Origin of the sequence: Streptococcus sp. HMSC076C09 (assembly GCF_001837905.1) — a bacterium.
GTDB classification, from domain to species: domain Bacteria; phylum Bacillota; class Bacilli; order Lactobacillales; family Streptococcaceae; genus Streptococcus; species Streptococcus parasanguinis_I.
The window spans coordinates 38,062-59,946 of record NZ_KV834646.1 but is presented as its reverse complement, the minus strand read 5'-3'; the positions used below and the strand labels follow the sequence as shown (position 1 = coordinate 59,946).

General features: G+C 42.7%; 18 protein-coding genes, 1 pseudogene and 1 riboswitch. Of the genes and pseudogenes, 2 read left to right on the top strand and 17 right to left on the bottom strand.

What is annotated here, in order from left to right; genetic code table 11:
• Window positions 1-102: 102 nt before the first annotated feature.
• The 12 genes from HMPREF2704_RS05920 to HMPREF2704_RS05865 all read right to left on the bottom strand — a co-directional run bounded on the left by HMPREF2704_RS05920 (window position 103) and on the right by HMPREF2704_RS05865 (window position 14,227).
• Complete coding sequence (locus HMPREF2704_RS05920; protein ID WP_003008277.1) at window positions 103-813, bottom strand: ABC transporter ATP-binding protein; 711 nt, start codon at window positions 811-813, stop codon at window positions 103-105.
• Window positions 813-1,577 (bottom strand): ABC transporter ATP-binding protein, encoded by a 765-nt coding sequence (locus tag HMPREF2704_RS05915; RefSeq protein ID WP_003005595.1) that lies wholly within the window; start codon window positions 1,575-1,577, stop codon window positions 813-815. The genes HMPREF2704_RS05920 and HMPREF2704_RS05915 overlap by 1 nt, the downstream gene beginning before the upstream one ends.
• Entirely contained in the window at window positions 1,577-2,524 is a 948-nt protein-coding gene (locus HMPREF2704_RS05910; RefSeq protein WP_003008278.1) for a branched-chain amino acid ABC transporter permease, read from the bottom strand. The genes HMPREF2704_RS05915 and HMPREF2704_RS05910 overlap by 1 nt, the downstream gene beginning before the upstream one ends.
• Before the next feature lie 3 nt (window positions 2,525-2,527).
• Window positions 2,528-3,397: a branched-chain amino acid ABC transporter permease gene (locus HMPREF2704_RS05905; RefSeq protein ID WP_021153669.1), complete on the bottom strand. Its 870-nt coding sequence runs from the start codon at window positions 3,395-3,397 to the stop codon at window positions 2,528-2,530.
• A gap of 81 nt (window positions 3,398-3,478) precedes the next feature.
• A complete protein-coding gene (locus tag HMPREF2704_RS05900; RefSeq protein ID WP_023918808.1) occupies window positions 3,479-4,636 on the bottom strand; it encodes an ABC transporter substrate-binding protein in 1,158 nt (385 codons plus the stop codon).
• Window positions 4,637-4,744: 108 nt separating this feature from the next.
• Entirely contained in the window at window positions 4,745-5,023 is a 279-nt protein-coding gene (locus tag HMPREF2704_RS05895) for a DUF2129 domain-containing protein (protein ID WP_023918810.1), read from the bottom strand.
• Between the two features lie 277 nt (window positions 5,024-5,300).
• Entirely contained in the window at window positions 5,301-5,891 is a 591-nt protein-coding gene (gene clpP / locus HMPREF2704_RS05890; protein ID WP_021153673.1) for an ATP-dependent Clp protease proteolytic subunit ClpP, read from the bottom strand.
• A 128-nt stretch (window positions 5,892-6,019) separates the two neighbouring features.
• Window positions 6,020-6,649, bottom strand: a complete 630-nt coding sequence (gene upp / locus HMPREF2704_RS05885) for a uracil phosphoribosyltransferase (RefSeq protein WP_003005574.1) — start codon at window positions 6,647-6,649, stop codon at window positions 6,020-6,022.
• 218 nt (window positions 6,650-6,867) lie between these two features.
• Window positions 6,868-9,528, bottom strand: coding sequence for a magnesium-translocating P-type ATPase (mgtA, locus tag HMPREF2704_RS05880; RefSeq protein ID WP_070845963.1), 2,661 nt, complete (start codon window positions 9,526-9,528; stop codon window positions 6,868-6,870).
• Between the two features lie 207 nt (window positions 9,529-9,735).
• Window positions 9,736-9,893: riboswitch (M-box (ykoK) riboswitch) on the bottom strand.
• 35 nt (window positions 9,894-9,928) lie between these two features.
• Entirely contained in the window at window positions 9,929-11,092 is a 1,164-nt protein-coding gene (locus HMPREF2704_RS05875; RefSeq protein WP_049473997.1) for a MalY/PatB family protein, read from the bottom strand.
• Window position 11,093: 1 nt separating this feature from the next.
• A complete protein-coding gene (locus tag HMPREF2704_RS05870) occupies window positions 11,094-12,191 on the bottom strand; it encodes a cystathionine gamma-synthase (RefSeq protein ID WP_061591024.1) in 1,098 nt (365 codons plus the stop codon).
• A 407-nt stretch (window positions 12,192-12,598) separates the two neighbouring features.
• A complete protein-coding gene (locus tag HMPREF2704_RS05865) occupies window positions 12,599-14,227 on the bottom strand; it encodes a putative polysaccharide biosynthesis protein (RefSeq protein ID WP_031574286.1) in 1,629 nt (542 codons plus the stop codon).
• Window positions 14,228-14,314: 87 nt separating this feature from the next.
• Between HMPREF2704_RS05865 and HMPREF2704_RS05860 the strand changes: the two genes are divergently transcribed.
• Entirely contained in the window at window positions 14,315-15,760 is a 1,446-nt protein-coding gene (locus HMPREF2704_RS05860) for a UDP-N-acetylmuramoyl-L-alanyl-D-glutamate--L-lysine ligase (protein WP_070845962.1), read from the top strand.
• Between the two features lie 38 nt (window positions 15,761-15,798).
• Here HMPREF2704_RS05860 and HMPREF2704_RS05855 read toward each other — a convergent pair whose 3' ends face one another.
• The 5 genes from HMPREF2704_RS05855 to HMPREF2704_RS05835 form a co-directional block, all read right to left on the bottom strand.
• Window positions 15,799-16,449: a DUF1803 domain-containing protein gene (locus HMPREF2704_RS05855; protein WP_070845960.1), complete on the bottom strand. Its 651-nt coding sequence runs from the start codon at window positions 16,447-16,449 to the stop codon at window positions 15,799-15,801.
• The gene (locus tag HMPREF2704_RS05850; RefSeq protein ID WP_024055012.1) at window positions 16,433-16,945 is read right to left on the bottom strand and encodes a YiiX/YebB-like N1pC/P60 family cysteine hydrolase; all 513 of its coding nucleotides are present in this window, start codon (window positions 16,943-16,945) and stop codon (window positions 16,433-16,435) included. The genes HMPREF2704_RS05855 and HMPREF2704_RS05850 overlap by 17 nt, the downstream gene beginning before the upstream one ends.
• A 62-nt stretch (window positions 16,946-17,007) precedes the next feature.
• Window positions 17,008-17,943 (bottom strand): manganese-dependent inorganic pyrophosphatase, encoded by a 936-nt coding sequence (locus HMPREF2704_RS05845; protein WP_049522825.1) that lies wholly within the window; start codon window positions 17,941-17,943, stop codon window positions 17,008-17,010.
• 124 nt (window positions 17,944-18,067) lie between these two features.
• Window positions 18,068-18,862: a pyruvate formate-lyase-activating protein gene (pflA, locus tag HMPREF2704_RS05840; RefSeq protein ID WP_003005017.1), complete on the bottom strand. Its 795-nt coding sequence runs from the start codon at window positions 18,860-18,862 to the stop codon at window positions 18,068-18,070.
• A gap of 213 nt (window positions 18,863-19,075) precedes the next feature.
• Window positions 19,076-21,382: an endonuclease/exonuclease/phosphatase family protein gene (locus HMPREF2704_RS05835; protein ID WP_070845958.1), complete on the bottom strand. Its 2,307-nt coding sequence runs from the start codon at window positions 21,380-21,382 to the stop codon at window positions 19,076-19,078.
• Between the two features lie 102 nt (window positions 21,383-21,484).
• Here HMPREF2704_RS05835 and HMPREF2704_RS05830 point away from each other — a divergent pair.
• Window positions 21,485-21,676, top strand: a pseudogene (locus HMPREF2704_RS05830) (UTRA domain-containing protein); the annotation flags it as partial.
• Window positions 21,677-21,885 lie beyond the last annotated feature (209 nt).

Genomic DNA, 21,885 nt, shown 5'->3' with positions numbered 1-21,885 from the left:
CCTAACGCCCGTACTCACCTAAGGAAAGTTTCTAAATTTTCTTTATCATCAATCCGAAGAAAGGTTTAGCTAACTTTTCTTTTCAAACAATCTTTAGAAATCTTATCCACCAAGGTAGGCCTTGCGGACTTCTTCTGAGGCTAAGAGTTCTTTTCCTGTTCCGGAAAGAACGACTTTCCCTGTTTCCAAAACATAACCTCGGTCTGCGATAGCAAGAGCCTTGTTGGCATTTTGCTCGATCAAGAGAACCGTTGTCCCTTGTTTTTGGATATCTTGGATGATATCAAAGATTTCTTGGATAAAGATTGGAGCCAATCCCATAGAAGGTTCATCCAGAAGCAAGAGTTTTGGCGTTGACATGAGTGCACGACCCATTGCGAGCATTTGTTGTTCCCCACCAGATAGGGTTGCTGCATCTTGGTTCTTCCGTTCTTCCAAACGTGGGAAACGAGAAAAGACTTTCTTCAAGTTAGCTTGATTTTCTTCTCGATCTTTCTTCAAGAAAGCTCCCATCTCCAAGTTTTCCATAACAGTTAAGCCTGGAAAGACGTGGCGGCCTTCTGGAACTTGAGAGAGTCCTGCTGCTACAATCTTTTGAGCCGGAACCTTTTGAATCTCCTGACCTAAAAACTCGATTTTCCCAGCACTTGGACGCACCAAACCTGAAATCGTACGAAGAATAGATGTTTTCCCAGCACCGTTAGCACCGATAAGAGAAACAACTTCCCCTTCATTCACCTCGAAACTGACATCACGGACAGCCTGGATCATGCCATAGTGTACAGAAAGATTTTCAACTTTTAACATAGACATTAGGCTTCACCTCCTAGATATGCTTCGATTACGCGTTTGTTGGTCTTGATTTCATCTGGCGTACCATGGGCAATCAAGCGACCATATTCCAATACATAAATCCGTTCTGTTACTTCCATAACCAAGCTCATATCGTGCTCGATCAGCATGATCGTAATATTAAATTCTTTTTGAATGCGACGGATCAATTGGGTCAATTCTGCTGTTTCTTGAGGGTTCATCCCTGCAGCAGGTTCATCCAAGAAGAGGATTTTTGGCTCTGTAGCAAGGGCACGAACGATCTCCAAGTGACGTTGTTGTCCGTAAGCTAAGTTTTTGGCCAAGGTATCTGCTTCTTTTTCCAAACCAAAAATCGCTAACAATTCAAGGGCTTTCGCTTTCAAAGCTTCTTCATTCTTGTAATAGCTTGGCAAGCGGAAAAGACTCGCAAAGACATGTGGTTTGTGGTGATTGGCAAAGGCAATCAAGACATTGTCCAAAACGCTTAAATCTTTAAAGAGACGAATATTTTGGAAAGTCCGTCCCAGACCACCTGCAGCGATTTTATATGGTGCTTTACCATTTAGCAACTGACCATCTAAGGTAATGGTCCCTTCACTTGGTTCATATACCCCTGTTAGGAGGTTGAAGAGGGTTGTTTTACCGGCACCGTTTGGTCCGATCAATCCAACCAATTCCCCTTCATTGAGTTCCATGGTCACATCCCCAACGGCTGTCAAACCACCAAAGTTTTTTGTTAAATTTTTTACTTCAAGAAGTGCCATTAGTTAGCCTCCTTTTTTGAGAGTAGTTTTTTCAAGCTGAATTCCCATGTTCCAAGAAGACCACCTGGACGGAAGATCATCACGAGAATCAAAGCCAATGAGTAAATGATCATACGGACACTTGAGAAGTCTTGAAGCACCATGTTCAAGATACCCAAGACGATGGCTGCCACAACTGTTCCGGACATTGATCCCAAACCACCAAACACGACAATGATCAAGACATTAATAGTATTGGTGAAAGAGTAGTCTTTAGGAACAACAGAGCCGATAAAGCCGGCTTGGAGAGATCCAGCAATCGCCGCTGTGATCGCACCAAATACAAAGGCGATGACTTTGACTTTGGTCGTATTGATCCCAACAGATTCTGCCGCGATTTCATCTTCACGAACAGAAAGGGTAGAGCGTCCAATTGGACTGCGTAAGAAGTTAATCGTAAAGATCGTTGTAATGACAACAAAGAGGTAAACCAATTGCCAAGTTGTAAAGGCTGGCAAACCAAGGATCCCAGCAGCACCATTTGTTAGAGTACCACCATTGACGATCAAGATCCGGATGATTTCAGAAACCCCAAGTGTCGCAATCGCGAGGTAGTCCCCTTTCAAACGAAGGGTTGGAACCCCAACGATCAAGGCAACGACACCAGCAATCAAAGCCCCTAAAACCATCGCGCCAAAGAAAGCCCCGTAGGTTGGTGATTTGGAACCGAGAATGGCTGCAGAGTAGGCACCAATCGCCATAAATCCGGCATGTCCGAGTGAGAATTGACCTGAGAAACCAACAATGAGGTTCAAGCCAACTGCAAGGATAATATTGATTCCGATTTGTTCTAAAATTTGGATATAGAAGAGGTTGAGCACACCCGCTGCAACCAAGACTTGGATCAAGGCAAAACCTGCGACCAAAAGACCAAGCCAGACTAAATTCACTTTTAAATTTTGTTTCATGGCTTACACCTTCTCTTTCACATTTTTACCGAGGATACCTGCTGGACGGATGAGCAAGATCACAATCAAGATGGCATACACAATGGCATCACGGAAGTCTGAAAGACCGATCGCTGTAGCGAAGGTTTCTAACAAACCGATAACAAATCCACCTAGGGCAGCACCTGGAATGATTCCGATTCCCCCAAGAACGGCTGCGACAAAGGCTTTGATCCCTGGTGTCATCCCCATCAAAGGCTCGATCGAGTTGTAATACAAACCAATCAAGACACCACCAGCACCTGCCAAAGCTGATCCCAAAGCAAAGGTAAAGCTGATCGTACGGTTTACGTTAATCCCCATCAATTGAGCGGCATCACTATCAACAGATACAGCCCGCATGGCTTTCCCCATCTTTGTTTTTTGAATAATAAATTGAAGAGCGACCATCAAGAAAACAGACACTCCCAAGATCATCAACTGAATATTGGAGATTGAAATAGGACCAAAGTTGTAACGAACTGTTTTAATCACTTGCGGGAAGGAACGGGTATTGGCACCGACGAAGAAGACCATCCCATATTCGAGCAAGAAGGAAACCCCGATGGCTGTGATCAAGGCAGCAATCCGAGTCGAATGACGAAGCGGACGATAAGCCAGGTATTCAATTACAACCCCTAAAATAGCTGTCCCAACCATGGCTAGGAGCAAGGCTACAAAGAAGTTTACTTTCCATGAGTTCAATAAGAAATATCCCATAAAGGCACCTACCATGTAGATATCCCCATGGGCAAAGTTGATCAATTTGATAATTCCATACACCATAGTATAACCAAGGGCCAAGAGTGCATAGACACTTCCCAAGATTAGACCGTTCACTAATTGCTGGAGCATTTGAACCATCCTTTCTAACAATAAAGAGCGAGGCCAGGAATTTTCATTCTCCCAGCCTCTTGTACAAACAACAAATGATAATTATGGTTTAACAGACTCAACTGATTTGACTTTACCATCTTTCAAGCCAATCATAAGAGCTGATTTAACCGGGTTGTGGTTCTTGTCAATTGACATTGTACCAGTCACACCTTCCAAGTCTTTCAACTTCGCAAGGTTATCTTTCAATTCGACAGAGTTCTTAGCACCTTTAGATGCTTCTGCAACCATGTAAACTGAATCATAAGCCAAAGCTGCGAACATTGAAGGTTCTTCATTGTATTTCGCTTTGTATGCTTCTACGAATTTCTTGGCTTTATCAGTCATTTCACCTTCAGTAGAGAATCCAGCTACGTAGTAGATATCTGTAGCTGCAGCAGGTGTTGCTTGTTCAACGAACTTAGCATCGCTAAATCCATCCCCACCAATGATTGGTTGTTTGATTCCCATACCACGCGCTTGGTTTACAATCTTACCAGTTTCTGTGTAGTAACCTGGAAGAACAATCGCATCGAAGTCTTTATCTTTGATTTTTGTAAGAGCAGCTTGGAAGTCTGTATCCTTAGATTGGAAGGTTTCTGTTGCTACGATTTCACCTTTGTAAGATTTCTTGAAGGCTTCAGCAATCCCTTTCGCATAGTCAGATGAGTTATCGTAGTAAAGAACGACTTTCTTCGCTTTCAAGTTATCCGTTGTGTATTTGGCAATGATTTTTCCTTGGAAGCTATCGATGAAGGTTGCACGGAAAAGGTAATCTTGACCTTTTGTCAAATCATCTTGAGTTGCAGATGGTGTAACCAATGGAACACCTGCTTTACCAGCATTGGCAACCGCTGCTGCAGTAGCACCTGAAGTTGCAGGTCCTACAAGAGCGTTCACTTTTGATTGAGTGACAAGGTTTGTAGTGACTGTAGCTGCTTCAGCTGTTTCAGATTTGTTATCTTTATCTGTGACAACGATCTTCTTACCGTCAGCTCCACCCTTAGCGTTGATTTCATCAACGGCCAATTGAGCACCTTTTTGTTCAGCGCTACCGTAGGCTGCTACTTCACCAGTTTTTTCAAAGTTAAAACCGACTTTTAGTTCTTTGCCGATTTCGTTACCAGTTGTGTTTGAACCTGAAGTAGAAACTTCACCACAAGCAGCAAGAAGAGCGACACTTGCAATGGTTAAAAATGAAAGAGCAAATTTTTTCTTCATTTGTAATGATCTCCTTAAATGAATCTTAAAATAAATACATTAAGAATATACCGAATTATCTGACAATTGTCAATAAAAAAAACGCAATCCATCAAATGATTGCGTTTTCTAAACTTCTGTTACCACAGATGGGGTCTCCAATCGTTGCAAACTCCCCACAAAATCTGTATCTAAATCTTTGAGATGGCAAGGCAAGACTTTTTTGACATAACGTTCTTTCTTTAAGTCTTCCATGACTTGATCCGCCTTGTCACTGTCCACATACAATTGGACATAACGGCATTTCTTAGAATGGTACAAGACATCTCCGACTGATTGTAATTTTTTCCCGTCGCGATTGTAATACAATTTAACAATTAAGCCTGTTCTTTCTTGTTTCTCAAACATGGTCAATCCCTTTCTCGTTCTGTTACTAGTATATCAAATTTCAAGAAAAAGAACTACTCTTTTATGAGAGCAAAAAAGAGAGTGGGACAGAAATCGGTAATTCGTTAGAATTCGATTTCGTCGTCCCACCTCCGCACAGTTGAGTAGGGCTGTAAAAGCTGATGAAATCAGCGAAGTAGAGCCCACTCAACCACTGCGTTTTGCTCGACAATCCAAAAATAATTGAGAGGCTAGGACTTTTGTCCCAGCCTCTTGACGGGCCTTCCCACAGGATGGTTTAGCCCAATTTATTATTGGCCATGATTTCATCAATAAAGCCATATTCAAGTGTTTCTTGTGCGCTCATCCAATTATCACGTTCCGCATCAGCATGCACTTTTTCAATGGATTGACCTGAATTTTCCGCAAGGATTTTTTCCAAGTTATTCCGTGTTTTGAGCAAGTGTTCTGCTGCAATCGCCATATCGGTTTGTTGGGTACCACCACCAGTACCACCCATTGGTTGGTGAATCATGTACTCGGCGTTTGGCAACATGAAGCGTTTGCCCTTCGCACCGCTTGAAGCGATAATTGTTCCCATAGAAGCTGCCATCCCCATGACAATGGTTTGGACATCTGACTTGATAAAGTTCATGGTATCTACGATGGCAAGACCTGCAGAGACAGAGCCTCCTGGTGTATTGATATACATATAGATATCTTTTGTATTATCTTGGGCATCCAAGAAGAGCAATTGAGCGATAATGGAGTTAGCCATTTGGTCCTCAACGGGTCCTGTTACCATGATAATTCGATCTTTCAACAGACGGGAATAAATATCGTAAGAACGTTCTCCACGACTGGTTTGTTCAATAACTACTGGAATCATCTATTCTTCTCCTTTAGTATCCATTCATTCTCACGATTCGTGAGGTTCAAAGTATATGTGCTATTATAAACCAATGGTCAAAAAAGGTCAAATCTTAAGCACCTTTCGGACGAATCATGAATGGTTTCTTATTTGGTACCGAATAAACGGTCACCCGCATCTCCAAGACCAGGAACAATGTAGCCATGTTCATTCAAATGATCATCGAGGGCTGCTGTAAAGATATCAACATCTGGGTGAGCTTCTTGAAGAGCTTTCACCCCTTCTGGCGCTGATACCAAGCAGACAAATTTGATATGGCTAGCGCCACGTTTTTTCAAGGAATCAATCGCTAGAATAGCGGATCCACCCGTAGCAAGCATCGGGTCTACTACAAAGATACGACGTTGATCAATATCTTCTGGCAATTTCACCAAGTATTCAACTGGTTTCAAGGTTTCTTCATCACGGTACATCCCGATATGGCCAACCTTAGCAGCTGGTACCAAACTCAAGAGACCATCAACCATCCCAATCCCTGCACGAAGAATTGGGACAATAGCCAATTTCTTACCTGCGATTTGTTTTTGAACGGTTTTGGTAATAGGAGTTTCAATTTCAACATCCTCAAGAGGCAATTCACGCAACACTTCGTAGCCCATCAACATAGCAATCTCATCTACCAATTCACGAAAGGCCTTCGTAGAGGTATCTGTACGACGAAGAATAGACAATTTGTGTTGAATCAGTGGATGTGTAATAACTTCTAATTTTCCCATTTTGAGATCCTTCTTTCTAAGCTGTTATTATTCAAAAAAGAGCTATGATAAAAGTGGAGTCAAGCTCTACTCTTTCTTTCAGTCCCTCTTTGATACTCACAGCACATGGAAATCTTCATTTCCAACTTTACATTCTTCTTATTATACCAAATTTTACAAAAAAAGAGAGCCCTTACACTTAATTTTTTAAGTTCGGACTCACTCTTTCTATCAATCAATTACAACCATTCTTTGTATTTCTTAATATAGATACGTTTGACAACCGTCACACTCAGCATATAGAGGACGATAATCGCAAACAATAGAACAAAGTACAATCCATTTAGTTGGCTCAACTTCAAGATAGAAGCCAAAGGACTATATGGAAGGGAGGTTACAAAGAAGGCTGCTGCTAAGGTCGTCACCACGACTGAGAAGGCTGGACGACTTTGGATAAATGGCAGTTTTGGTGAACGCAACATATGAATAACCATGGTTTGAGACCACATAGATTCGATAAACCATCCGGTTTGAAACACCATGATAAAGGCTGCTGCATCTGTTGCTCCATGGTTGTAGCCATGACCTAAAATCATAGGAACAACAAGGAAGTAAAGAAGCATGTAGGTAATAATATCAAATACAGATGAAATTGGACCAATCCAGGCCATAAAGCGCATGATAGAGTTTGCTTCCCAGATACGAGGTTTCTTGAGGAATTCCTTGTCGACATTGTCAAAAGGAAGGGCGATACAAGAAAGATCATAGATAAGATTGAGCACAATCAAATGAACGGGAGCCATTGGAAGGAAAGGCAAAAAGATGCTGGCAAAGAGAAGAGAGAAGATGTTCCCGAAGTTAGAAGAGACCGTCATCTTGATGTACTTGGTCATATTGGCATAGACCTTGCGGCCTTCGACCAAGCCTTTTTCAAGAACCATCAAGTCCTTATCTAGAAGGATGACATCTGCTGTTTCCTTGGCAATATCCACAGCGGTATCCACGGAGATCCCAACGTCTGAGACCTTCATGGATGGAGCATCGTTGATCCCATCTCCCATGTAACCAACCTTGTGGCCATTATTCTTGAGGCAGAGGATGATCCGCGCTTTTTGATCTGGTGATAGTTTGGCAAAGACCGTTGTTGTTTCCACAACTTGTGCTAACTCTTGGTCTGTCATCGTATCGATTTCGCTTCCCAAAAGAATCCGCTCGACATCTAGTCCTACTTTTTCACAGACAGCTTGGGTGACCTTTTCATTGTCCCCAGTTAAGATCTTGGTGGTTACCCCATACTCTGCAAGAGCTTTGATCGCTGGAGCTGCAGAAGGTTTTGGTGGATCAAGAAAGGCAAGGTAACCGGTTAGGATCATGTCTCGTTCATCTTCAACACTAAAGATGTCATTTTCGTCCAAGTCGGTTTTGTAGCTGACGCCCAAAACACGAAGACCTTGTTCATTTAACTGAGCAACTTCAGCGAGGACCTCTTGACGGACTTCATCTGTCAGGCGTTTAATCTCCCCCTTGTACTCAACATAAGTCGACACAGAAAGCATTTCTTCCAAGGCACCCTTGGTCACCATGCTGACCACACCGTCTTCATCTTTGACAATGACACTCATGCGACGACGTTCAAAATCAAAGGGCAATTCATCAATCTTATGGAAGGTTTGATCCAGATCGCGAACGATTTCATGTTTCTTGGCTTCTTTCTGGGTCCGATTGATAATCGCTCGGTCCATCAAATTTTTTAACCCGGTTTGGAAATAGGAATTCAAGTAAGCCCGACGAAGAACTGATAGATCCAATTCGCCATGGATATCAAGCGGATACTCCAAAACGATTTCATCTTGGGTCAAGGTACCTGTCTTATCTGTACACAAAATATCAATAGCCCCAAGGTCTTGAATGGCATTGAGTTTTTTGATAACGACTTTTTCCTTGGCCATGATGATGGAGCCCTTAGCAAGACTCGCTGTAATAATCATCGGCAGCATTTCCGGAGTCAAACCAACCCCAACGCTGAGGGCAAAGACACCCGCTTCTAACCAGTCACCATCTGTGAGACCATTGATCACAAAGACAACGGGCACCATCACTAACATGAGCCGAATCAAGAGCCAAGAGATGGTATTCATTTCTCTCTCAAATGAGGTTGGTTCGTCATAGGTGTTGATGGTTTGCTCAATAGCGCCCATCATGGTTTCATCCCCCACGACCAAGACCAAGGCTGTCGCCCGTCCGGAGATGACATTGGTCCCCATAAAGGCCAAACTTTCACTTTCCAAAAGACTATCTAGATTTTGACTGTCGGCTTTTCTGAGACAAACCTTTTCAACAGCATCACTTTCCCCTGTGAGACCAGATTGTTGGACAAAAAAGTCACGTGAATCGATCAAGACCACATCTGCTGGAATCATATCGCCGGCACTTAGTTTGATCACATCTCCTACGACGATTTCATCGATCGGAATTTCTTGTTCTGATCCATCACGCAGAACGGTCGCTGTATTGACAATCATACGTGATAGGTTGCTAGCTGCTTTGTCGCTCCGCAATTCTTGAATGAAGCGGATACCACCAGAGATCATGACCAAGGTCACAATGATGATGGAAGTCGTTGGATCCTGTTCACCTGGTTTTGCTAGCCAGACATTGGTGATGAAGGAAACCAGCGCAATGACCAACAAAATCACCGTAAAAGGATTGATGATCGATTCGTAGATCTTTTTGATCATGGAATCTTCTTGACCTTTTGTGATGACATTTTCGCCATAAATATCGCGGTTTTCTTCTACTTGATCGTCAACTAAACCAAGGGCACTGGTTTTGTAGGTGGCAAAGGTGCTTTCAAGTGGTTCTTGAAGAGCAGCAATGAGTCTTTCTTTATTTGTTTGCATTGGTATCTCCTTTTTCAATCAGGAGCCAATCACTTTTAGAGTCCCTACGACACAAATCAGCGATTGGCTGGTTCGGTGCGGTTCGGGATGATCGTCGATTTGTATCATAGCTCTCTCCTTTCTCTTTTCTTGGTAAGGCATAAAAAAGAGTCCTACCCTCGATCGGTAGGACTCATGAAACTCGTCATTTATTTTTCAATCAAAACTCTCAAAAAACTGACCGTCCAAGCTTTAGCTCCGCAAGGCAATGAAATGAGCTTAGTCTTGACCTTTGCGATCAGGACTGTTGACCAACGGGTAGTGTCTCCACTGCTTTGCGGTAGTCATCCGTATCCTTGTGGTAGCCTCACCTACCGTATTTCGAGTTTATTGTACTCCTTCACTTACAGAAAGTCAACACTTATTTGTGAAAAGTTTCCACCAAGCGTTTGGTGATTTCTTCAATGAGGGTGAAAGGGGCTGCTACATTGAGGCGAGCATGCAAGTTTCCTTCTTTTCCAAAATCTGTTCCACGGTTCAAAATCAATTTGGCTTGGTCATGAATTTTAGCATGCAGCTCATCATCGGTATAAGGATAGGCTGAAAAGTCCAACCAAAGAAGATAAGTTCCTTGGGGTTTCATGACACGGATTTTGGTCTTTTCATGCAATTCATCAACCACATAGTCAATGTGTTTTTCAAAGACTTGCTTGAGCTCCGTCAACCAAGGTTTACCATGGCGATAGGCTGCTTCTGTTGCAATATAGCCCAAGCCTGAGATTTCATGTTGGTTATTAGCCAATTGCCGTTGTTTAAAAGCCGTACGAAGCTTTGGATTTTCAATGACCACATAGGAATTTTTTGTTCCTGCAATATTGAAAGTCTTGGTTGCACTGGTTAAGATCAAGCTGAAGTCTTTAAAGCTTGGATCAACTGTGTTAAAGCTGGTATGACGGTGGCCAAACAAGGCCAAATCTTGGTGGATCTCATCTGAAACGAGAAGGACACCATGTTTTTGACAGAGGTGGCCGATTTTTTCCAAGACTTCACGATCCCATACACGGCCTCCAGGATTGTGCGGATTACACAAAACATAGAGTTTCACCTCTTGCTCCACAATGTCTTTTTCCAGCTGATCAAAATCAATTTGGAAAAGACCATCCTTTTCAATTAATGAATTTTCGATTAATTTTCGATGATTGAGCTTGACACTTCGGGCAAATGGAGGATAGACCGGCGTATTGATTAAGACAGCATCCCCTTCCTTGGTGAAGGCTTGAATAGCTGTTGAAATGGCTGGAACAACACCTTCGATAAAGACGACAGCTTCCTTTTCAAAGGAATAGCCATGCTCTTCTTTTTCCCAATCAAGGATAGACTGGTAGAGGCTATCCGATGCATAGGTGTAGCCATAGACCATTTGGTCTGCATAGCCGATAACTGCTTCTCGTACTTCTGGAATGACATTAAAATCCATGTCCGCGATCCAAGCCGGGATGATTTCTGGATCTGTCTCTGTTTCTTTCCACTTGTAAGTATGGTGGGTCAAGCGATTCGGTAAAGTCGTGAAATCATATTTGGTCATCTTAAGCCTCCAATGCTTGTTTCAAATCTTCAATCAAATCATCCGCATCTTCGATTCCGATGGACAACCGAAGAAGATCATCTGTCAAACCATATGAATGGCGAACTTCTGCAGGAATGTCCGCATGAGTCTGAGTGGTAGGATAAGTGATCAAACTTTCAACTCCGCCAAGGCTTTCTGCAAAGGTAAATACTTGAAGGGAATTCAACAAGTTAGGAATTTTTTTCTCATCTTGAATTTTAAAGGAGACCATTCCACCTTTTCCAGTGTAGAGGACTTCTTTGACCTGAGGGGAGGTTTTCAAAAACTCGACCACCTTGCGAGCATTCTCTGTGGAGCGCTCCATCCGAATAGAAAGCGTCTTGAGACCACGGATCAACAGATAGCTGTCAAATGGGGAAAGAACAGCACCTGTCGTGTTCAAATTGTAAAAGAGTTTGTCATACAAGTCTGCATCATTTGTCACGACAACACCAGCCAAGACATCGTTGTGACCAGCCAGGTACTTGGTTGCTGAATGAAGAACAATATCCGCTCCCTCTTCAATTGGACGTTGATAGATCGGGCTATAGAAGGTATTGTCCACCACGACTTTGGCACCTTTTGCATGGGCCAATTTAGCTAAATGAGCAATATCAAATTCCAACATCAATGGATTGGTTGGTGTTTCAATATAGAGGACATCCACCGGATCGTTATCTAGATGGTGGATCAGTTCTTCTTCTGTATTGGCATAGGTGAAAGAGAAACGACCTTCTTGTTCTTGTTGGTTAAACCAGCGGAAAGAACCGCCATAAAGGTCACGAACGGCTAAGACTTTTGAACCAACTGGGAAAATGCTAAAAGCAAGCACGATGGCTGACATTCCAGAGCTTGTCGCCAAAGCATAGTCTGCACTTTCGATAGCTGCCAAAGTCTTCTCAGCTGTTGCGCGTGTTGGATTTTTCGTACGGGTATAGTCAAAACCTGTAGACTGACCAAATTCTGGGTGTTGGTAAGTCGTAGAGAAATGCAAAGGAGTTGTCAAAGCTCCCGTTGCTTTATCCGACTTGATTCCTGCCTGTGCCAAAATCGTATTGATATTGCGTTTTTTACTCATATTGCCCTCCGATAAACATTCAATCTAACTGATTACTATTTTATCACTATTATGAGGAGAGCGGTTTTCCCATTTTCAAGACCTAGCTATAGTTTCAAACTATAAGAAAAGACTGGTCATTTATGTCCAGCCTGAGAATATATACAAACAGTTCTTCTTTACAAATCTAAGAAATTCTAAAAAAATTTATACGTTAGAATTATTCAATCATCTACTGAAACTTTCCGCTGTGAGAAAAGTGCCTGAAACAATAACGTTTCAGGCACTCGGAATTATTGAGACCTTAGGCTCAATAATTAGTCATGGAACTTCTTCGATGTTCGCTGACGTCCGTACTCACTTAAGGAAAGTTTTTAAGATAACTCTGTCCTCAATCAGAGACTGGACATAAATGTCCAGTCTCTGATTTATTTAATGCGGAATTTTTGTCTGAGACGTGCAGCTTGACCTCCGATAAAGCGGTCAAAATACCGTAGCCATAATCCTAAGGCTCCATAGATAACAACTCCTAATCCGCCAATGACGATGATATAAATCATGCTCGATACACGGCCATTTGGTGGGAAAATCCAGCCCAAAATCAAACCAGCGATCAAGACTCCAAGTAGCATCACCACGGTCAGAATGGAACCAAGCAAGGTCCGCTTGAAGACGATGGTTCGATTAAACTGAGTGATGGTTTGGATCTCTCGATACATGAGAACGATTGGCACCATTAACGCAATGGTCGTTGACAAAAGTGGTCCATAAGAACGAAAAACCAAAATAAATGGAATTTGTAGGACCAATTTCACCACTACACCATAAAGGAAGTAGCGGATGGCCTTACGATTTTGAAAGAGGGCTTGAATCATCGGAGACAAGACTGTGTAAAGACCGAGAATTACGGTCTGCAACATTGCTACGATGAAGAGCCCTAAGGCCAAGCCATCTGGTTGCCCATAAAATACCGTATAAAGTGGTTTTGCGACTGCTACTGCACCAAAGGTGGCTGGAAGCAAGAAAGCGAGCAACATGGTCAAGTTATCCTGTACGAGCTTCCCAGCCGCTTTTAGATCCCCCTTCACATAATTCTCTGTCAAAAGAGGAATCCCAACTCCCCCAATCGAAGTCGCTACTGCGATCAAGATCATGGTAATTTTGTTTGGATTAGCAGAGAAATAACTAAACATGACCAAGAGCTGCTTTTGACTATAGTCTGTAAACCAAGACATGACATTGATAAAGGTCATCTGGTCAACAATTTGGAAGAGCTGAATCGCGGAACCTGTGATAATAAAAGGAATGGCCTCACGAATCGTATCGATCAAGAGAGCCCGAGTATCAATCCCTTCACTTCCCTCTTGCTTTCTAAAAATAGAAGAGAGCAAGCCTGTCTTTGCAAGGTAATAAAAGAGCACCAGAAGGCTCGCTCCCATACCGATAAAGGCCGCAAAGGTCGACTGCGTCACAGCCTGCACATAGTCTCCTGAGCCAATCTTCATAATGAAGAAGGTCGTGAGCAACATCCAGATGACCCGGATCACTTGTTCAGCGATCTGGCTAATGGCGTAAGGCTTCATGTTGTTAAAACCTTGGAAAAATCCCCGAATGACACTCATCGAAGGAAAGATCAAGACAGCCCAAGAAAGGCTCTGCATGATCGGAATCAACTCTTTTCCCCCACCTGAAAGACTCGCAAAGACAGGAGACAAAAGATACATGAGAATGGCAAATCCTAGGCCTAGAATTCCCATAAATTTCAAGAAGCCCCGAATCAAGGCAAAGCTATGATCGGCTTGGTCCCGGGTATTGTACTTGGCTACTTGCTTGGCAACAGCTACAGGCACTCCGGCTGTCGAAATCAAGAGAAACCAAGCATAGATATTGTAGCCCATTGTAAAAAGACCATTGGCTTGTGGCCCATATTTTCCCATCCAAATATACCAAGGAATAATATAAGCGGCTCCTAGCAAACGGCTGATAAAGTTGCTGGCTGTCATCCAGGCAGTCCCGCGTAGCATCTGGGCTTGCTGGTCATTTTGTTCGTGACTCATTGGTGTCCTCTTTCGTTTCTTCTTCTCTTCATTATAAACTTTTCCATGACACTTGTAAAATAGGGACTTTAGGTTTACAATAGTTTTATGATTACAATTGAACAAACCCTCAACATTTTAAAACAAGACCAAAATTTCCGAGAAGTTCTAGTAAATGGTGAATACTACTACCATCTAGAAGGAACAAGTTTTGATGCTATTAGCTATGATAGCCGGAAGATTTCTGCTAGCACCCTCTTTTTTGTCAAAGGGGCCAACTTCAAAAAAGAATACCTGGAACAGGCTATTTCTAATGGACTCGGCTTTTATGTCTCTGAAAAAGATTATGAAGTTGGTATTCCTGCCATTCTCGTCAATGATATCAAGCAGGCCATGAGCTTAATTGCTATGGAGTTTTATGGGCACCCTGAGAAACAATTAAAACTATTGGCCTTCACAGGGACTAAGGGAAAGACAACAGCGGCCTATTTTGCTTACCATATTTTGAAACAAAGTCACCGACCAGCTATGCTGTCTACCATGAATACGACACTGGATGGTAAAAACTTCTTTAAATCGACCCTGACAACGCCAGAGAGTTTGGATCTTTTTGCCATGATGGCTGAGGCAGTAGCCAATGATCGGACCCACCTCATTATGGAAGTTTCCAGTCAAGCTTATCTGGTCAAACGGGTTTACGGTCTGACCTTTGACGTTGGTGTTTTTCTCAACATCAGTCCAGACCATATTGGACCGATTGAACACCCAACTTTTGAGGATTATTTCTACCACAAACGTCTCCTCATGAAGAATAGCCAAGCCGTTGTCATCAATAGTGATATGGATCATTTCCAAGTTTTAGCGGACCAAGTCGCGAACCAAGACCACGATTTTTATGGAAGCCAGTCTGAGAATCAAATTGAAAACTCCAAAGCTTTCAGCTTCTCAGCCACTGGTAAATTAGCTGGAAACTATGATATCCAACTGATTGGACATTTCAACCAAGAAAATGCTGTAGCAGCAGGTCTTGCCTGTCTTCGTCTAGGTGCGAGCCTCGAGGATATCCAAAAAGGGATTGCTAAGACGCGAGTTCCAGGCCGAATGGAAGTCTTGACTCAGGAAAACGGCGCTAAGGTCTTCATTGACTACGCCCATAATGGAGATAGCTTGAAAAAACTGCTCTCAGTTGTCGAAACCCATCAAACGGGGACCATTTCACTAGTTCTCGGATCAACTGGGAATAAAGGAGAGAGCCGCCGCAAAGACTTTGGCTTACTCTTAAAAGACCATCCTGAAATCCAAGTCTTCCTCACAGCGGATGATCCCAACTATGAAGATCCTTTGGCTATCGCTGAAGAGATTAGTAGTTTTATCACGCGCCCTGTCGAGAAAATCGCAGATCGCGAGCAAGCCATTCAAGTGGCTATGGCAACAACCAGCAAGCCTGAAGATGCCGTCATTATCGCCGGAAAAGGAGCGGACTGCTACCAAATCGTCAATGGCGTAAAAGAAGAGTATCCAGGTGATGCTACCATCGCTGAACGTTATCTATAATTAAACGAAACAAGGCTAGGAAGTTTTCCTAGCCTTGTTTATTGTTTGATAAACATCAATCTTTCCTTATCCAAGTCCACTGCTAATTCATATTTGCCTTCATCATTTTTGCGGATATAGCCTAAGACTTCTAAACTATCGACAAAGATATCTCTGCGCTTTTGCTGGACTACTTCTTTTTTGAGAAATTTGAGCAAAAAGCTAGTCATATACTTGAGAGCATACTCGGGATTAACATCTCCCAAGATGGCATAAAGCTTTTCTTGATCCTCCGTCAAAGGGTATTGGTGTTTCACCTTGTAGAAGTAATTGGAAAGTGTCTGTGCATGTCGTTCGAAGTCAGTCTCCTCTATGAGAATTGCTGCATTAGTCGTGTTGCGGAGTTCTGTTTGGAAGACCTTGGCTTTTAATTCTTGATAAACTGCACTGTCCTCTCGAACAAAGACCTCTTGATCCAGTTCAACTCGATCAGTTGACTCTAAGAAAGGCAAATTGAGAGTGTAGCGTTTATTTTCTCGAAGGATGAAGCCCGCTTTGATATATTCCTCCATCAGCTTATCCACTGGTTGATCAGGAAATTGGGACTTGATTTGCCGCAGGATCACATCGTCGTGCTGGTCCAAATAGTTGACCAAGTCCTTGAAAAATGGCTGACGTGTCAAACGTGTAGGATTAATGATTGTAATCATCCAAATACCTTTCTTTAAACTCTAGCTGTGGTGATTGGGCTAACTGACTAGGATTGGTCCCGAGCTGATCCAAAGGAACGGCTAGGCCAAGTTCCTTGTAGTAATCCAGCCAGAACGGACTAATCTCCTCTTCCTCATCTCCAAACTTCATGGGAATGGTCTCAAAAATAGGAAGTAGTTCAGCGATGAACTGGGAACAATAGAAACCATCTCCATCCGGATAAAAGGAAGCATTGTAGGGAGCCCCTAAAAGACTCTCTGCCCGCTTTTTGACCTCTTTGAGATCGATTCCTGGATAGCGATAAAGGTCATATGCTTTCCCGTCTTCAAAGAAATCTTCAGGGGATTGGGCAAGGACGCCACCTTCTACAGTGGCATGATAAATGAATCCGTCCAAAAAGATAGCTACATGGCTATAGTTGCCAGTAGAGGCCTGAATGGCCTGCCCCATTTCTGTGTCTTCTCTAACAAAGATTAAATCACCATTTTCTAGCACGATCTCCTCCTAGCAAAAAAGGAGTCGAAACTCCTTTTAACGATGGGTTTCCCCATTTATCATTAAGCATTAAAGCTTTCAGTCAATTGAGGAACCACTTGTTTCTTACGTGAAACGGCACCTGGAAGGAAAGCGTGGTTGTTTTCAAGTTTGAAGTTGAAAGCTGCTTCTACCTTGTCCATGTTGGCACCAAGAGCCAAGATTTCTGAGTTTGAGTTGACGATATCTGTAATCATCAAAACAAAGTCAGAGTATCCGTTAGCTGCATTGGCAGCTTGGATAGCTGCTTCGATTTCAGCTTGGCGTTCCAAAACTTCCGCAATATCAACTGTGTTCACTTGAGCCACACGAACGTTGTTTCCGTTCAATTCAAAAGTCTTAGCATCGATATCGATCAATTCTTCTGCTGATTTGCTTGCCAAGTTGGTACCAGCCTTGAGCATGGCAAGACCGTATTCTTCCAAGTTGACACCAGCCAATTCAGCCAATTCAGGCGCAATGACTTTATCAGATGGGTGTGTTGTTGGAGATTTCAAAAGGAGGGTATCTGAAATCAAACCTGAAAGCATCAAACCTGCCAATTCTTTTGGCACTGCTACACCGTGTTCTTTGAACATGCGGTAAACGATAGAAGATGCTGATCCAACTGGTTCCAAACGCATGTAAAGTGGGCTAGCAGTTTCAAAGTTAGCCACACGGTGGTGATCCACCACACCATATACTTCTACTTCAGCGATATCTGAAACAGATTGTTGGAATTCATTGTGGTCCGTCAAGATGACTTGCTCTGCACCTTCTGCTTTAGCTGATGTGACGACGCGTGGTGCTTCCACACCAAAATAGTCCAATACGAAAGCTGTTTCTTCATTTGGAGTTCCAAGAGCCACTGCTTCTGTATCCAAACCATAAGCTTCTTTTGCAAGATAAGCAAAAGCTACAGATGAGCCGATAGCATCTGAGTCAGGATTTTGGTGACCAAAAACGAGAATTTTTGACATGTTTCTACCTCTTTATTTCATTTATAGATTCACTCTATTTTAGCACGTTTTGCCATTTAAAGAAAGGGAATAGTTGTGCATTTCAATAGAAAAGACAGCTGGAAGGCCCAACTGTCTATACTTTTTATCCTTTGACCCGTTTCAGGTAATCTTGGTAACTTTCTGTTTCCATCAAATCTTTTGCATTTTGGACCCGTTCTTTTGTCGGTGGTTTCACACCCTCCAATTTGTACGGAATTCCCAATTCACGCCATTTGAATTCCCCCATAGTATGGTAAGGAAGGATCTCAAATTTATCGACATTTTTAAGGGTTTTAACAAATTTTCCAAGTTCGATCAAGTCATCATCTCGGTCTGTCAAACCTGGCACCAAAACGTGACGAATCCAGACTGGTTTTCCAATATCAGATAGGTACTTGGCACAAGCTAGAATCGTTTTATTGGTATGGCTGGTCACAATTTTGTGACGTTCATCATTGATTTCCTTGATATCAAGAAGCACCAAGTCTGTCACTGCCATCAAGCGGTCAAATTTTTCCAAATAACGAGGCGTATTCCGGAAAGGAAGAGCACAGGTATCCAAAGTACAATGAATGCCCAACTCTTGAGCCTTGGTAAAAAGTGCAATCAAAAAGTCAATCTGCAAGAGGGCTTCTCCACCACTGACCGTGATTCCCCCTTTTTCGCCCCAAAATCCACGATAACGGAGGGCTTCTTCTAGGACATCATCCACGGTCCGTTCACGGGACTTGTTGGTTTCCATTGCCCAAGTATCTGGATTGTGGCAGTATTGGCACCGCATTTGACACCCTTGAAGAAAGACAATAAAGCGGATCCCAGGCCCGTCTACTGCCCCAAAACTTTCTGTTGAGTGTACCATTCCTGTTACTTTTCCATAGTCAACTGTTTCATTTTCCATTGAGGAACCTCTTCTCTTGAAAACGTTTTATGGTTTTATTATAACACGATTCCATCTATTTTAAAGAGTTTAAGCTTCTTTTTGAAAAGAAACTGTTCTTTTCAGTAGTTTTCATTGTCCTAGTACAGTTTCCAATATGGAACTATCTGTCCTGTATTTTAGGAGAAAAAAAGGAGCCAGCGACTCCTTTTTTAGATCTTTCTTTTGAAAACGTTAGTAAGTCTTTTTCTTCTTGTAGAAGACAAGACTCATCGTAGCTACTGCCACTCCAAAAAGGGCTAGATAGCTTGTTTCTTGTCCAGTAGATGGAAGGATTTTCCGTTTACCTGGTGTCTTGGTTTCTGTTGTAGCCTCTTCCTTGTCGTCTTGCTTCTCATCTTCGTTCTTGCCCTTCTCTTTGCTTTCAGCTGTTGAACTCTTTTGTTCATTGGCTTGAGTCTGATGAGGGACTAGTTGAGATCCTGTATTCGATGAAGAAGGGCTGGTTTGATCCGTTGGTTGTCCTGTATTTCCTTGTTGATCATCCGTCGGCGTTCCTGGAGTTTGTGCTCCACTAAAGTCGATTTGGACCAAGACAGGATCATGGTCTGATGCACGACCGTGTTCCTTCATAAAGGAAGCATTGATATGGACTGGTTCAAACCTTGCTTTTGCTGCCATGTTGTTTGAGATAAAAATGTTATCCAAAACTTGATTGCTTCCACGGTAGAAATAAGAATAGCGATCCCCTGCATCATGTTGGGCCATTAAGTTTGTTAGTTCGTTGCCAGCAAGGATCTGCGCCGTGGTTGAGAAATCGTAGTCATTAAAATCACCCGTCAAAACGAAGGTGGTCTTCGGATTTTGCTTCAAGCCTTCTTGAACGAATTGATGGATGACACTAGCTTGTGCTTCACGAGTTGGCAAGGTATGTTCCACTGCTGGTTGGCTTGCCCCATAAATAGCATCATCTCCGATTTTTGATTTCAAGTGATTGGCAATCACCACAACTGGTTGGCCTTTGAATTCAAACTCAACGGCTAGAGACTTGCGAGTATGATCAAACGATGGATCGCTAGGGGCAATCCGAGCTGGGTTTTTAACCAGGTGTCCCTTGTCAAATTGTGCTGCTTCGTTGCTAGTTGCTGCCTCTTTTTTGGCTAAGCTCACGCGTTCTGGATTGTAGAGAATTCCCAAGCGAATATTGGAACCTGGCTTTCCACCGTCAGCGCCATCTACTGGAGCAACCTCCGTATACTCATAACTCTTGCCACCCAATTCCTTGATCCGACTAGCTAGTTTGCGTCCACTTTCAACACCACTGGTCGTCCCGTCATCCACACTGCCATTATTGTCCTGCACTTCGATCAAAGTGATAATATCCGGATTGTGAATTTCATGGATAAAGGAATTGGCAATCAGCGTCACCTTATCCTCTGGCGTTTCATTTTTGGCATTGTTGGCCGAGAAATTTTCAATATTATAGGAAGCGATGGTCAGCTTGTCCTCACTTGGTTGGGTTTGAGCTGCTTGACGCTGCAAGCCGCCATCTTGGACTGTCAACTGTTGAGTGGGCTCTACTTTATAAAAGCTATTCCGATAAGTCACCACTCCTGTCACATCTTCTACAAAGTAATCTTTGGCTTTTGCGACAAACTGATTACCAACATAAATCGGGATCGTCGCTGTATTTTGCGCATGTGGCCGTAGATTCAGACCTCCAATATTGTTTAAAGGAAGGCCTGTAAAATCTTCTCCCAATACATAGATATCTCCTTTATACTGGGGACCTAGAACATGCGGTTTCTTTACCACAGTGAGCATGCCTTCCAGACTTTCCCAATAATCGAGGGCATCGGTTTCTGGAGCATAAGCAGTTGGATTAGTCTTCACCTCTGCCGGCATCCCTGCAGTGATATTCACAGCTTCTGGAAGTGGGGCTGTCCCGTCTTTTGTGATCCAAGCATCAACCAACATGGTTACCGTTAAACTATTCGTCGGTTCCTTAAAGGTCTTCCCAGCTCCCAAGGTGACTTCTTCCATATAACCTTCCTTGACAGTACCGGTAATTTTTACCTTGTCACCGATCTTGACCTTGTATTTAGAAACTACATAAATCCCATCTGAAGTCCGACTATTACCATCCGATTCAATGTCTTGAGCATAAAAACCATAGCGGTCTGTTTTGGTCACGACCGCATTTTTGATGGCTACCTTTTGGCCTTCAAGTGGAGAGCGTTGCGCTTCCCCTTGAATCTCCCCAATCTTAACCGTTTTCTCTTCGGTATCCTCCGAGGAACTGCTAGATATCTCTCCTCTATCACTCGAAGCTCTCATCGTAGCTTCTGTAGTTGTTGTTGCGGAAGTCGAATGATTTGTCAAGCCTTCCTCGCTACTAGTGTTCGTCACAAGTGCTGGCTCTGAAGTCGAAGCTGTGGTCTCGTCAGCAACTACCGTGAAGGCACTGTTAAAGACCCCCAACTGACTAACCAATAAGGTAGCTACTGCTAATAATCGAATCTTTTTTCCGTTATTTCTCATGCTTCTCTCCATCCCTAAAAAGTTTTCCTCTTTTATTATAAGGGAATGATTTTACATTTTCAAGCGCTTTCAAAAATATTTTTCAAAAAAACACTTCAACCCAATAAGAAAGAAATCTTGATTTCACCAATCGATAATCGCGATAAGATCTTACTGGATCTTGGAAAAGACCAACACGTGGTAACGGTCCGTTCCCAAGTTCACCTAGCAGACGGTCGGCAATTCCAGTTCACCGAAAGCCGTCGCAAATTAGACAAGTTTCATTTTGTCGACTATGCAGAGCGGAGGAAATAAAAAAAATCGGTTCAGAAAAACCTTCTGAATCAATTTTTTAGAATATGGACAAATTGCATTTACATAAAACAACCTAAGTGATGTTGAAAAATCAAAAATATATACTATTAGGTTCATTTCAATAGAAACTTTTCGCCGTGAGAAATGTGCCTGAAGTACAATTATTTCAGGCACACGGGAGTTTTGAGACCTTAGGCTCAAAACTAAGT